The organism is Pradoshia sp. Z4_20, assembly GCF_058216035.1.
In genome coordinates, this window is sequence record NZ_JBZAJD010000002.1 from 536,644 (window position 1) to 550,304 (window position 13,661).

The following is a 13,661-nucleotide window of genomic DNA, read 5'->3' on the forward strand; positions in this document are numbered from 1 at the left end:
CTCACTGTATGCGGGCTGATTGTCTTTATGACAAATTATTATTCTGGTGAATACCGGTTGCTTCTTACCACCTTGTTTCATTAATGAACGAGTGACATCTTATTTCCTCCTCAGCTTTTAGACAAAAAAAATAACTGCCGGTTAACGACAGCCAGTCCATCTTATTCTTCTATTTCATTTTATTCATTAATATATAGGTATTAATGGATTATTTAGTTAACGGTACGGATTTACCAATTCTTTTCAGAAGCTCAATCACCGTTTCCTTCTCTTCGACTGTTAACCCATCCATTAAATGCTCAATTCGTTCCTGATGCTCCGGGAATATCCCTTCCAGGAACTTCTTTCCCTTTTCCGTAATTTGCGCATATGTTACTCTTCGATCATTGGGACATGCAATCCTTTTTAATAATTGCTTTTTTTCCAGCTTATCTACTACATACGTGATACTTCCACTGGCAAGCAGGATTTTATCCCCTATATGCTGCAATGGTTGATCACCTTTATGGTAGAGTAGCTCAAGGACAGCAAATTCGGTTGGATTTACACCTGAGGCTTGGATATATTTGTTGGTATAGTCACTGATAGCTCGAAAAGCCCTCGACAGAACTATAAATACTTTTAAAGATTGATTTTGTTCTTCCATATTTAATCACCCACAATTAACGGATAAAATTCACTATTATCATCCGCGTAATTATACTTCTTTCCTATTAAAAAGTAAAACTTTATAATCATCCTGATAGTAGTAATAACCTAGTATTTAACCTTTATTTATTTTTCACTTTACAATTCTTTTGCAGAACATCCTAATATTTTGAGCACTAATCCTTTATTGATGATGTATAACCTTATGCAAACGAGGAGATTATTTTTCCTAAGGTACAAAATGAATCTTCTAATGTCTTCTAATAGGTATTGCTCTATATAAATAGACATCATATAAGGAATATCCTCTGGATGCAAACAATCATTTCATCTATTCGTAGGATGAGATTCAGTCATCCAAATCGTGCTGTATTGATGGATTTTTTAAGTATGAGCTTTTCAATTCCCAGAAAAAGTACTGCGCACTTAACCTAAAAAAATAGGATTTATAACGAATATGGAGAAGGTCTCGCCTGAGGATAGGTGACGGAAGTGTATGGTATACCTATTCCTTCCACTGTGATCATTTAGAAAAGGGGTTATTCATGCATTCATAAATATGGCCTAAAATCGCGTATACTAAAGGAGTATATAAATCGACCTGGGCTAAAATGTACTTGCCGACCAGGTAGAGATATCTTTTTCAGAACTGATTATACCTATCCTAGTATTAAATTGTTACTTTGCTTTTATCCACAAACCATATGTAAATAGTAAATGGTAAATACGTTTTATGTCATAAAATCCTAGTTTTCACCTTTACGCATTCCTTGTTTATTTAATAATTAGTTATTGAGTATTTCATCCTAATATGTTCAAGAATTAACTGGTCAAGCTGCCGACTCAGATTTAATGTACCTTCATCCAGAAGGCCATTGTTCTTGGCATGGCTAATCATTTGTTCTCTTTTATTTCTTATGGCAGTTTCCAGCCAATCTTTTTGATTCTGCAAGAAAAGCTCCTCCTTCTTATTCACTAAAAAAATAACATTAAGTGGTATTATGTCAGAATTTTAAAATAATGTAAATACAATCGCAAAAAAAGACAAAAAATAATAATTATTTCATCTTCTTATTAAAGAATCTGTCTAACACTTCCAGCAAACAAAAATAAGAAACCCTTATAAATCAGAAGAGTTTCCATTTTACCATCCTATTCTAATTTTTTCTCTCAAGTGAACTCATGATTAATAGGCAGATAGATTTGAAACAGGGTTCCTTTCTCTTCTTCACTGGCAACTTCAATCCAACCGGCGTGCTCTTCAATGATTTTGTAGGTAACCATCAAACCTAGACCCGTCCCCTTTTCTTTTGTTGTATAGAATGGTTCTCCCAATTTATCAAGAACAGTCTCAGGGATTCCGGTTCCATAATCCTGTATCGATATTAATACATGGCTATCAAAAAATAATTCTGTTGTGATATCAATAAACCCTCCTGTAGGCATAGCCTCTATAGCGTTTTTGATTAAATTTATAAAAACTTGTTTAAGTTGGTTACTCTCACAATGGATGGGTGGTATTTTAGAAAAATGTGTGTGGAATTGAATATTATGCATAGATGCCTGCGCACTTAGCAGATCCAACGTATTTTCGATTGTGTTATTTACCTGTTTAATTTGATAGGAAACTGCCTGTGGTTTTGCAAGAATTAAAAAATCTGTAATGATTGTCTCGATTCTTTGTAATTCTGAAGAAATAACCTGGAAATAGGTTGAAAATTCGCCATTCAAGCTGCCTTCCAGTAATTGAATAAAACCTTTCAAAGCTGTCATAGGATTCCTGATTTCATGAGCAATACCAGCTGCCAGCTCACCCACAACATTCAACGTATCTGATTTTTTTAATTGTTCCTCCATTCGAATCTTATCTGTTACATCTCTAAAAATGGTTAGATTCTTACCCGGTATAACATCCAGTCTGGAGGAAAAATCCAGCTGTTTATTTTGCCCATCCCTGCAAGTAAGCTCACACACAAAATGATGATGCTTATTTTTATTGATCAAGGAAATATGCCTTTGTAAATGTTTCATCTGATGTTCAGTCAGTTCGAATATTTCATGGAAGTTTTTGTTTTGGATATGATCAATAGAAGCCCCTATAATTGCAGCACCAGGTTCATTAATATCATATATTTCCCCGTCTGCTCCCCAAATCATAATTCCATCAAAGGTACCGTCAAAAATTTTCTTGAATTTATTTTCCGAGATAAGAAGTTCCTGCTCCATCACCCACTTTTCACTAATATCTTTACAAATTAAAAGAGTATAAGGACTACTGCTAATCTGACTTTTTGTTAATTCTATAATCTTCTTTTTCCCACTCGATGAACTGAAAATAAGCTCATAACTCTCTTGTTCTTCCAAGATAAAAAGCGTATTTATCTTTTCGCCCGTAATTTTCTCTATATTCGTATTAATTAATTCCACCTGCGTTTTCTCAAACAATATGCAGGCTTGCTCATTAGCCTGTACGATGATTCCTTTAGAGTCCAGCATGATTATTCCATCCACGGATTGACAAAAGACATTTTGAATTCCTTCTATTAAATAGTGATTTTGCTCTGATTCTTCAAAACAATCGTAAATAATTGTATAGTACAAACCACTGTAAAAATTAAATTGTGTAGTATATTGATATGTAATCTCTTTTGAATCAAGACAAAGCTGAAATAAATTAAAACGGGAATTTCCGGATGATAGATGCTTGATAACAGTATCAAATTTATCTTTATCGGCGGCAGTAATAAATTGATAAATACTTTTGCCTAGAATTTTCGATCTCTCAATTTTGACCAACCCACAAAAGGCTTTATTACCATCCACGATGATTCCTTCTTTAGTATGGATAACAATATAGCACTTTAAATCATTAATAATATCTACATATAAATTATCCTTTTTTACATGATCCCTTGTACTCTCTGTTTTTAATGGGATTAACACATAGATAATTTTTTTTGAATATGAATCCAAAAGTCCATTAAGTTCAAGCTCAACTGAGCAGGTGTCATCAGAATTCCTTACTGAATATATATAATTTGAAAAACCATGCTGTTTCACGTTTCTGAGTTGATCATCAACCACCTCTTTTGAAACAGAGATATAAAAGTCCCGAAGATTTCCTGGTTTACCCTCTCGCCCTAACTGATGGTATAACTTGATTGCCTGTTCATTCTGAGATATGATTTCCATTTCCAAATCAGTAACAATAATTGCTTTTGTAAATGAGTTTAAAAAATGCTCCCATGTCTCGTAATCAGTTTTCAAGGCCGTATTTTTTTCTATAATCTTTACTTCCTTATCATTCAAATCCATATCAGCCAAGGGGATCCTCCTAATACCTGTGACATAATAAGATACTTATTCTACAAAATTATGGAAAAACCTTTTTAAACAATCAGAATCAGACTAAATACCTCCTTATGGTATAGATTAAAATATAAAAAAACCTGAAGAGATATCTTATAGAATCTCTTCAGGCTTTTAAAATACTATTAAAGGGATGGATTTTCATGCTTAGCCAGCAATCGGTTCCATCTTCTATCCACTTCTTGTTCAAATTCCTCAAGCATACCTGCATTTTCTTCCTGCAGCAGATGCTTTGTTTTCCCCATATATGTTAACCATTCAGATAGTTGAATACGTTTTTTCCTCGTTTCCGGATTATAAGTAATGGTAGTTTCACCATTCTCAACTTCGTATAGAGGGAAGAAACATGAGTTTACTGCCGCTTCCATAATCTTAGTACCATAACGTTCCTCTGCCTTCCAATTCAAAGGACAGGTGATTAATATTTTGCCATAAACGGTACCTACATTCTGCGCATACCATTGTGCCTTCACCGCTTTCTTAATTAAATCCTGCGGGAAAGCTTCCGATCCTGTAAATACATATGGTATTCCAGTGGCAGCCATGATTTGAGCTGTATCCTTATGATGAAAAGCTTTTCCTTTTTGTGCTCTTCCTACACCTGTTGTACTTGTCATATGACCAAGCGGAGTAGAGTAGGACATTTGCGAGCCTGTATTCATATATCCCTCATTATCATACTCAAGCATAATGAGTTTGTGATTGCGCAGTGCAGTTCCAATAGCTGAACCCATCCCTATATCCATGCCACCATCACCGGTGATCATAACGAAGGTCGCATCATCACTGATAGAGATTTCACCACGGCGTTTTTTCTCCAAAAATGCTTCAAGTGTACCTGATAAAGTTGCCGGCCCGTTTTGGAATAAGTTGTGAATCATCGTTTGTTTGTGAGAGCTATATGGATATGCCGTTGTTACCACATAGGCACAGCCTGTTTGGAACAGAACAACAACATCCCCCTCGATTCCTTTAAAGAACAGCTCCAATGCTGGAAAAATTCCGCATCCTGGACATGCTCCATGACCGGAAGCCAAACGTTTTGGTTTGCTCATTAATGAGCGTAAAGGAGGTATACGTACCTTTAATTTTCCACTCTCTTCATCAGGAGTTACCTGAATAAGCCCTGTCTTATATAAATCTTCGTTATTCGGCTTTAAAAGTGGCTGTGGTTGGGCTTCAGGCAATCCCGGATTGACACCGTAATAATCAAATACTTTTTCAATTTGGCCATTATTTAATGTTTGCAATGCCATATCAAAAAATGCCCTTGCATCCTCCGGATAAAAATCCTTTCCTCCTAAACCAAACACACGGCTTAACACAGCAGTATGATTATCCTGATCTTCCTGTAAGGCAGATTTCACTTCATGTGTAAGGTTGGGACCATTGGCACCATAGGAATCTGCTCTCTCGCCAACCAACAGTACTTTAACATTCTTCAGAGCCTTTCTGATTTCTTCTGCCGGGAACGGACGAATTATGTTAGGACTGATCACGCCAGCTTTAATTCCTTGTTTTCTTAAATCATCGACCGTATCTTTAGCTGTCTCGGCAGCTGAATTTAACAGGAATAAGGCAACTTCCGCGTCCTCCATCTTATATAGATCCAATACTCCATATTGGCGACCTGACAGTTCAGCATATTCACAAGCTACCTGAGTAAAAACCTCTCCGGCTTTATACATCGCTTCAGACTGCTGATAGTGATTATTGATCAAATCATCCCCATTCATATGGGCACCAATCGTTACCGGGTTGTGAATATCTACGTGCGGAAAATGAGTTGGCATTTCACCAATAAATTTTTGCACAATCTCTCTATCTTTAAAGTAGTTTACTTTTCTCTTTTGATGGGATGTAAAGAATCCATCATAAGCGACTATAACAGGTAAACGTACATCGGAATGCTCCGAGATTTTCAACGCCATTATATTCATATCGTAAACAGCTTGAGGTGTTCTGGCTGTCAAAATGATCCAACCTGTATTTAAGGCAAAATATAAATCAGAATGGTCGCCCCGAATGTCGAGCGGACCACTGATTGATCTAGTAACAAGATTCATAACCATTGGAAATCTTGTACCTGATTGAACAGGTAGTTGCTCTAGCATATACATAAGTCCATTTGCGCTTGTGGCATTAAAAACCCTGGCTCCTGTCACGGCAGCACCATAACAAATACCTGCCGAACCATGTTCTCCATCAGCCGCAATTAATTGAATATCATGTTCTCCTCTGGATTTCATAATATCTAAATACTGAGCTATTTCAGTTGATGGGGTAATTGGAAAATACCCCATTAAGTGATAATTGATTTGTGCTGCAGCCATTGCGGCCATTTCATTACCTGATTCAAAGGTAGTCACTTGTTCAGCCATTGTATCCTTTACCAATTCAGTTAGTTCTACTTCTGATATCGCCATTATTTCATCCCTCCTGCTACATAAGGATTACGTTGTTTCACTGTATTTTCCTCAGCAAAACCTAAGATTTCCCGCATTTCCCGAAGGGCGCTAGTCGGACACGCTTCAATACATTTCAAGCAGCCTTTACAGTATTGATAATCAATCCCTGTTAAAAACATTTGCTTGCGTCCACGCTTATCTTCTCCCTCTTCCCAGACAAAACAAAAATCCGGACAAGCTGTATCACAGGCAGCACAATGTATACATTTTTCAGCATCCCATTCAGGTAAAAAACCCTGTCTGGAACCGGACAAGTCTTTAAGTATACTGTTACCCTGAGCAATGATCGTGCCGCCAATAACTTGGGTTTCGTATCCCAATAAAGGTAATGCTCTTTTAAAACTTTTGCCCTCTGCATCTTGAGGTACCTCAAAATGTTTAAACGTCACTTCATGATAGCCACGTTCAAACGTACGGATATTTGGCTCAACTAAATGTGGATATTTCTTTTCGAATGTTTTTCTAATTACGTCTTTCATGGACTCGGGATTGAGGAAATCACATATACGGAACAAAGCTCCAAGCATAGCTGTGTTCACTTTTGTTTTTTCTTCTACTGCAATACCAAGTGCATCGACGATTGCAAGCGTTCCATACTGAAGATTTAAGTCATTTTTTATTTCATCGAACTGACGAGTTGAATTAACAAGAACGATACCATCCGGACGTAAACCACTCACCACATCAACCATTTTATAAAGTGCTTCATGAAAAACACCAATAACATGAGGCTCTTCAATTGGACTATGATCACGTATTTCAGTTTCGGCATCGCAGAAACGAACAAAGCTCTTTACAGGAGATCCCTTTTTTTCCGAACCATAGGAGGAAAAATTGGATCCATTTAAACCATGCCCCAGAACACCTGATTCAGCCAGCATTTTTCCGGCTAGATTTGCCCCTAGTCCTCCGATTGACTCTAGGCGAATTTCATAAAAACCTTGCTCATTCTTTTTCGGAAGAATTGTCATTATTTTCCCTCCCTATTTCATAACGAAAAAGTTTGTTTAGTTTATCTTTAAATATTATTTAAATACTGATGTATACAGTTTTAATTGGAATTATTTATATATTGAAACCAATAGCTATTCTGCATTTAAACTATATATAACAGATATCTATATTCTTATAGTACAGATACATAGATTATAGTACGGAAATACACGATTATCACATTGTTAATAATGGTTCAAATGGATGGTTTTACTAATTCATCTCTCAATTGTTTGATTACCATTATAAAGGGGAATAATAGAAAGAATTTTTCCGGGAATAATAGGAGGCAGCTATGAGACAGAGGGAAAGTTATTTTGACAACGCAAAAGTCATATTAATGTTTTTTGTTGTCTTTGGTCATATTTTACGAACATATATTGATCAAAATGAAACGATTTATGCTTTATACACTACAATCTATACCTTCCATATGCCTGCTTTTATACTGTTATCAGGCTTTTTTGCAAAAGGCTTTAACAAAAAAGGCTATATAAAAAAGCTAAGTACTAAACTGATTCTTCCCTATTTACTTTTTCAGGTTATCTATACGATTTATTATTATTACCTATTTGATAAATCAACACTTAAGTTCGAAGCATTGGAACCCAATTGGTCCTTATGGTTTCTGTTAAGTCTATTCTTTTGGAATTTAATGCTTTTCGTCTTTACAAAATTCAAACCTTTAGTAGGGGTTGGATTAGCAATAGCGCTTGCTTTACTTGTGGGATATATTGATACAATCTCTACTTATCTGAGTTTATCCCGAACATTTGTCTTCTTTCCATTTTTCCTGATTGGTTATCACAGTCAGAAGGAACATTTTCAAAAAATAACAACAGTGAAAAGTAAATTTTACGCTTTGGCATCCTTTGGTGTAATTTTTATATGGTTTTCATTTTTCCCGGAAATAGACTCCCAGTGGCTGCTCGGTTCAAAGCCTTATTCGGAAATTGAGACAGTATCGTTCCTTTCTATGTTTAAGCGCCTTGGATTTTTCATCGTTAATTCTCTTATGATCGTCAGCTTTATGGCCCTTGTACCTAGAGGTAGCTATTTCTTTACTAGATGGGGCACTCAAACCCTTTATGTATATTTATTGCATGGCTTTTTTGTCCGGACCTTTAGATTTACAAGTTTAAATGAATATTTCACTACTGCAGAACACTATATACTATTAGCAGCAATTTCATTGATTATTACAATCATCCTGTCGAGTACATTAGTCAAGTCAATTACACAGCCAATGATTGAGTTTAACACCCGTCATACTAAAATGATGTTCTATAAATTAAAAGGCTTATTACATTTTTATAAACAAAAATATGATTTATCTAAATCCATGAATCGCAGTCCTTCGGAATAATGAAAATTCCGAAGGACTTTTTTGTACCGCTATATTTCCCAAAACCTTTTACCCATACACTCCATTATTCCCTTGGTCATCTCTCATTTTTAACTACTGAAAATTAAACCGTACCATCTTAGAACCCATGTAAAATATCGCCAATACTGTAAACCCATACTCAAATATGATAATATGAATTGTTAGCAAACGGTGAAAGGAAGTATGACAAATACATGAGAATTATTGGAACTACTTTAAATGCCAAATATATTCATACCAATTTAGCCCTTCGTTATTTAAAAGCGTATGCAGCACCCGAGTACAATGTAGAAATTATTGAATACACCATTAAAGATCCGGTTATGAACATCGTTACAGATTTGTATAACCAAAAGCCAGATGTAATCGGCTTTAGCTGTTATATATGGAATATGGAAGAAATTAAAAAAGTTATTACCATACTCAAAAAAATCAATCCGGACATCTATATTGTTCTTGGAGGTCCAGAGGTAACATACGATCCATTTTTCTGGCTCAAAGATATCCCAGGCGCTGATTTCATCGTAATAGGTGAAGGAGAAGCCACATTTAAAAATCTTATAGCTGAAATAGATGGCAATAAAGACTTTCACACTGTTCAGGGAATTGCGTATCTTGAAGGTGAAAAACCTATCCTGACACCTGCCGCTCCAAAGGTAGATTTAAAGTCTATTCCATCACCATTTAGATTTGAAGAAGATATCCCTAACTTGTCGAAGAGAATCACGTATATTGAAACAAGCCGCGGTTGTCCTTTTAACTGTCAATTCTGTCTCTCATCCATCGAAACCGGCGTACGTTTCTTTAATAGAGAAGATATTAAAGAAGATATCCGTTTCTTGATGAAAAATGGAGCAAAAACAATTAAATTTATGGACCGTACTTTTAATATCAGTCGTAGCTATGCTCTCGACATATTTGAATTTTTAATTAAAGAGCATGAACCAGGTTGCGTTTTTCAATTTGAGATTACAGCAGATATTATGAAGCCTGAAGTAATTGAATACTTAAACAAAGAAGCTCCTCCCGGCCTATTTCGCTTCGAGATAGGAGTCCAATCAACCAATGATTATACTAATGAACTAGTCAAAAGAAAACAGAACTTCGATAAATTAAAGCGTACAGTCACCATGATTAAGGATGGCGGGAAAGTGGATCAGCATCTTGATCTTATTGCAGGACTTCCCGAAGAAAATTATAGCTCCTTCCGAAAAACATTTGATGATGTGTTTGAAATGCGGCCAGAGGAACTTCAATTGGGCTTCTTAAAAATGCTTCGCGGCACAGGCTTGAGAACTCAGGCTAAACAATGGGATTATCAATATATGGATCAAGCCCCATACGAAATTGTCAGCAATAATGTAATGCCGTTTTCCGATATTATTAAAATTAAGCAGGTTGAGGATGTACTGGAAAAGTATTGGAATGATCACCGAATGGATCTTGGAATGGAGTATATAGTAGGCACTGTTTATAGCTCCCCTTTTGATTTCTTCCAAGAATTCGGAAGTTATTGGGAAGAAAAAAAATGGTCACGCATTGGACATCAGCCTGAGGATCTATTTAAGCGCCTCGTCGAATTTATCGGTGTAACGAATCCCGATAGCCTTAAAACACTGATTGCCTTACTAAAAGTGGATTATTTATCACAACTTACCTTTAAACCACGTAAACCATGGTGGGAATATTCCATGACAAAAAATGAGAAATCTCCAATCTATCAGGCCGTTTTGGCTAATCCTCATCTGGTTGGTGAGAAATTTAAGGCACTGAATTTAAACGAAAAAGAACTGTACAAGCATGTTCTGATTGATGAACTATCTATTGATATGAATCATTATTTAGAAACTGGCGAAATAATAACGGCTCCGACCTTGTTGATTGCATACTTCCACCCAAAGCATGGTGGGTCCAAGCTATTTTATGTCCCTTCAGCAGTATTTTCATAAGAAATAGAGCTCGACTAACGTCGAGTCTCTATTTTTTTATTCTCCCTGTTTACCACGCTTAGAATTACGGTTAGCGCACTTCATTGGGTTCTCACCATGTGTAAATTCCGCAGAAAACTCAGTTTCCTGTAGATTTTTTTTAGGGGTTTTACTCAGTTTATTAACCGCATTCATTTCTGCCTTACGTTTCATTTTACACACTCCTTTATGCGGTTAGTATTTGTTCGGGAATCTATTTCATGCAATATTTCATACTTTTTCAAAAGGGAAACCATGCCTATTCCTCCATACTTTAAACTGCATTAGATCATGTTTTTCATCCATATTAATGGTGTGGAGGAATCAAAAATCCACAGTATATGTAGTGAGGTGAATGAAATGTCCAGCAGTAATAAATTATTGGTACCAGGTGTACAGCAAATGCTTGATCAATATAAATATGAAATAGCCGCTGAATTCGGCGTTACGTTAGGGTCAGATACGGTCTCACGAGCGAACGGATCAGTAGGAGGAGAAATAACCAAACAGCTCGTTAAACATGCACAAGCGCAAATGAGTGGAAAAACTAAATAACCTTATATGGCAAAGAAAATGTCCGGTAAAATACCGGACATTTTCTAATTAGTTATGTAAATGACTGAATTTATTGATACATTCCTTTTCTTTTCTGATTCTGATTACGTTCATCTTGCTTCCCTCTTTGATGCTGCGGTTTCCGTACATCTCGCTTGTCCATCTGCTCTTGCTTCCTCGCATCTCGCTTGTCCACCTGATCTTGTTTCCGACTTTTATAAGGTTGCTTATTTGGTTTATTTCGCTTATCTACTTGTTGTTTGTTTCGGTCAGTATCTCTTTTATTTTGATTGGTTTTCCTTTCTTTCTGGATGATATCCTTTCTTACCTCTTTGTTTATAGGCTGGTCTTTAGAGGGTGGCCTCTGCTTTGAATTGTTATCCTTATGTTGTTGTTTTACAGCCTTCTCTTCTGTAGTATGTATAGCTTTAGCATCTTTTGTAACGGTGCCCGCCTTTTTAGGCACTTCAACAGATTCTTGCTTATTTTCCTGAATGACTGCAGACTTATTCGGAATTTGGGTTCGGTCACTACTGTTACTGGTTTGCTGTTTTATTTCAACTTTTTCCACACTTGAGCTTTTATGATTGCTTTTTTCTTCTGTTACTTTAATTTTATCATTTTTCTTTACTCCAGTTGAAGGCTGATTCTTGGTTTTCTTATTGGTTTGCTCTAGGTATGTACCCGTAGAAATCCCTTTATCAGTTGCTTCCTGTCTATCTTTAACAGAGGCCTTTTTCATTTCAATGTTCACGGAATTATCAATTTGCGGGATATCCTGAGTATCAGTTAATTTTTTCTGTAAGGAATATTCAAAATTTCGATTATCCTTTTCAATCATTACGGTGGAGAACAAGATATTGGAATTGGTTTTAAGATGCCCGGCACTGCGATTTAAAGTAACCATTTCACTGATAACATCGTCCATATCTCTGCCCTTCCATTCCTTAAGTCTTGCTATAATTTCTTTCCCTTCTTCGTTAATTCCCTTTACTTCAACCACTTTTAGTTCGTCTGTTATACCAAGTTCGATACTTGATTTAACATCCATACTGACATAAGCTGATACCTTTGAATTAGTTAAAAGCGCAGGAAAGAAACAAACTATTAAAAAAACAGCTGCTGCTAATGCTGGAACCAGTATTTTTAATTTCCATCCATTCTTCTTGCTGAATATTGGTTTTGAGTTTGTAACATCAATCCTGACTTCTTCACCGATTTGATAGTCTTTGCGTTCTTTATTCAATTTAATGAAATCGCCTTCAGGGGTCAATACAGTAATTTCCGTTGATGATATTTGCATAATGATTCCACACTTCAATTTGAAAGAACCCCCTTCAAGTAATCCTTTAAGAACAAATAATCTCCCGTTAAAATCAAAACCATAGCTATTATATAAATGCGGTTGCGTTCAATTGTCTTTCTTGAAACCTCAACTTTTTCTTCCATCATTTTGATAGGCAGTTTTTTCTTGTCTATGACATATTGAAGCATCAAAGGCTCATCTGCTATTGTTTTAGCGATTTTTATGGCATTATTCCTTGCATCCACATGCTTTGGTGTATGTTTGACTAATTGGTCAAAGGTTATATGAAAGATTTTTAATAATTCAGTATATCGAATAATCTCATCCTTTAAATTTTCGGAGTTTAATTGTCTCTGATGGTTTTCAATTGATTTTTCTATATCTAATGGACTTTGTATGTATTCATCTTCTGAAACATGTTGGATTTCAAAAGACAGTTCATTCATTTTTTTTGATTGTGACCTTATATAATCTATAACTCTTCTTCGGATTACCGTATCTGCAAATGGCAATAAGCCATTTCCTTTATCAGGTGAAAACTTATCTATTGCATCGTTAAAAGCAATTAGACCAATACTAAATTCATCATCTGTTTCTCGGATATAACGCCGGCATACAGATGAAACAGATTTTTTAATAAAGGGTTTGTATTTTTCAAGCAAATTATTTCTTAATTCCAGATCCCCTTCTTGTATTAAGAGTACGGTTTCTGTTAAATCCTGCTTTTTTCTCAGAATCGGAAAAAGCATACCAAGCATTATGTTCACCTCATCCCTGCACAAATTATACCATATGTTGCAATGTATGGTCTTTGTGGGATGTTTTCACTCTTCATTTGTTATAAATAATGCTTGGTCGGTTTATTTATTATGCTATATCATACGTACACAAATTTCCGTATATAGGGGTTATAACCAAATTTTATCCAAGTGGTTGCAAAAATAAAAAAACCGGAACGCACATAATCA

11 protein-coding genes are annotated in these 13,661 nt (G+C 35.7%); 3 read left to right on the forward strand and 8 right to left on the reverse strand.

Annotated elements, in window-relative coordinates; all coding sequences use genetic code 11:
• Window positions 1-208: 208 nt before the first annotated feature.
• The 5 genes from AC4BHP_RS08615 to AC4BHP_RS08635 all read right to left on the reverse strand — a co-directional run bounded on the left by AC4BHP_RS08615 (window position 209) and on the right by AC4BHP_RS08635 (window position 7,456).
• Complete coding sequence (locus AC4BHP_RS08615; protein ID WP_066100952.1) at window positions 209-646, reverse strand: MarR family winged helix-turn-helix transcriptional regulator; 438 nt, start codon at window positions 644-646, stop codon at window positions 209-211.
• A gap of 780 nt (window positions 647-1,426) precedes the next feature.
• Complete coding sequence (locus AC4BHP_RS08620; RefSeq protein WP_077247946.1) at window positions 1,427-1,600, reverse strand: aspartyl-phosphate phosphatase Spo0E family protein; 174 nt, start codon at window positions 1,598-1,600, stop codon at window positions 1,427-1,429.
• Between the two features lie 218 nt (window positions 1,601-1,818).
• Window positions 1,819-3,963, reverse strand: a complete 2,145-nt coding sequence (locus AC4BHP_RS08625) for a PAS domain S-box protein (protein WP_225983712.1) — start codon at window positions 3,961-3,963, stop codon at window positions 1,819-1,821.
• A gap of 179 nt (window positions 3,964-4,142) precedes the next feature.
• A complete protein-coding gene (locus tag AC4BHP_RS08630) occupies window positions 4,143-6,443 on the reverse strand; it encodes a thiamine pyrophosphate-dependent enzyme (RefSeq protein WP_490551858.1) in 2,301 nt (766 codons plus the stop codon).
• Complete coding sequence (locus tag AC4BHP_RS08635) at window positions 6,443-7,456, reverse strand: 2-oxoacid:acceptor oxidoreductase family protein (RefSeq protein ID WP_066100961.1); 1,014 nt, start codon at window positions 7,454-7,456, stop codon at window positions 6,443-6,445. Before AC4BHP_RS08635 ends, AC4BHP_RS08630 begins: the two co-directional genes overlap by 1 nt.
• A gap of 317 nt (window positions 7,457-7,773) precedes the next feature.
• Here AC4BHP_RS08635 and AC4BHP_RS08640 point away from each other — a divergent pair, with 317 nt between their 5' ends.
• On the forward strand, window positions 7,774-8,844 hold the full coding sequence (locus AC4BHP_RS08640) for an acyltransferase family protein (RefSeq protein WP_490551859.1): 1,071 nt from the start codon (window positions 7,774-7,776) through the stop codon (window positions 8,842-8,844).
• Between the two features lie 215 nt (window positions 8,845-9,059).
• Window positions 9,060-10,814 (forward strand): B12-binding domain-containing radical SAM protein, encoded by a 1,755-nt coding sequence (locus AC4BHP_RS08645; RefSeq protein ID WP_066100969.1) that lies wholly within the window; start codon window positions 9,060-9,062, stop codon window positions 10,812-10,814.
• Between the two features lie 36 nt (window positions 10,815-10,850).
• Here the strand turns inward: AC4BHP_RS08645 and AC4BHP_RS08650 are convergent, their stop codons facing one another.
• Window positions 10,851-11,006 (reverse strand): hypothetical protein, encoded by a 156-nt coding sequence (locus tag AC4BHP_RS08650; RefSeq protein ID WP_490551860.1) that lies wholly within the window; start codon window positions 11,004-11,006, stop codon window positions 10,851-10,853.
• A 186-nt stretch (window positions 11,007-11,192) separates the two neighbouring features.
• On the opposite strand from AC4BHP_RS08650, the gene AC4BHP_RS08655 reads away from it, so the two are divergent.
• Window positions 11,193-11,387: an alpha/beta-type small acid-soluble spore protein gene (locus AC4BHP_RS08655; protein ID WP_066100972.1), complete on the forward strand. Its 195-nt coding sequence runs from the start codon at window positions 11,193-11,195 to the stop codon at window positions 11,385-11,387.
• Window positions 11,388-11,457: 70 nt separating this feature from the next.
• On the opposite strand, the gene AC4BHP_RS08660 is transcribed toward AC4BHP_RS08655, so the two are convergent.
• Entirely contained in the window at window positions 11,458-12,708 is a 1,251-nt protein-coding gene (locus AC4BHP_RS08660; RefSeq protein ID WP_490551861.1) for an anti-sigma factor domain-containing protein, read from the reverse strand.
• On the reverse strand, window positions 12,705-13,460 hold the full coding sequence (gene sigI, locus AC4BHP_RS08665) for an RNA polymerase sigma factor SigI (RefSeq protein WP_490551862.1): 756 nt from the start codon (window positions 13,458-13,460) through the stop codon (window positions 12,705-12,707). The genes AC4BHP_RS08660 and sigI overlap by 4 nt, the downstream gene beginning before the upstream one ends.
• Window positions 13,461-13,661 lie beyond the last annotated feature (201 nt).

Excerpts from the sequence above, each read along its gene's own strand:
- AC4BHP_RS08630 (WP_490551858.1), bottom strand. The coding sequence starts at position 6,443 with ATGGCGATATCAGAAGTAGAACTAACTGAATTGGTAAAGGATACAATG.
- AC4BHP_RS08625 (WP_225983712.1), bottom strand. The coding sequence starts at position 3,963 with ATGGATTTGAATGATAAGGAAGTAAAGATTATAGAAAAAAATACGGCC.
- AC4BHP_RS08635 (WP_066100961.1), bottom strand. The coding sequence starts at position 7,456 with ATGACAATTCTTCCGAAAAAGAATGAGCAAGGTTTTTATGAAATTCGC.
- AC4BHP_RS08615 (WP_066100952.1), bottom strand. The coding sequence starts at position 646 with ATGGAAGAACAAAATCAATCTTTAAAAGTATTTATAGTTCTGTCGAGG.
- AC4BHP_RS08640 (WP_490551859.1), top strand. The coding sequence starts at position 7,774 with ATGAGACAGAGGGAAAGTTATTTTGACAACGCAAAAGTCATATTAATG.
- AC4BHP_RS08650 (WP_490551860.1), bottom strand. The coding sequence starts at position 11,006 with ATGAAACGTAAGGCAGAAATGAATGCGGTTAATAAACTGAGTAAAACC.
- AC4BHP_RS08655 (WP_066100972.1), top strand. The coding sequence starts at position 11,193 with ATGTCCAGCAGTAATAAATTATTGGTACCAGGTGTACAGCAAATGCTT.
- AC4BHP_RS08645 (WP_066100969.1), top strand. The coding sequence starts at position 9,060 with ATGAGAATTATTGGAACTACTTTAAATGCCAAATATATTCATACCAAT.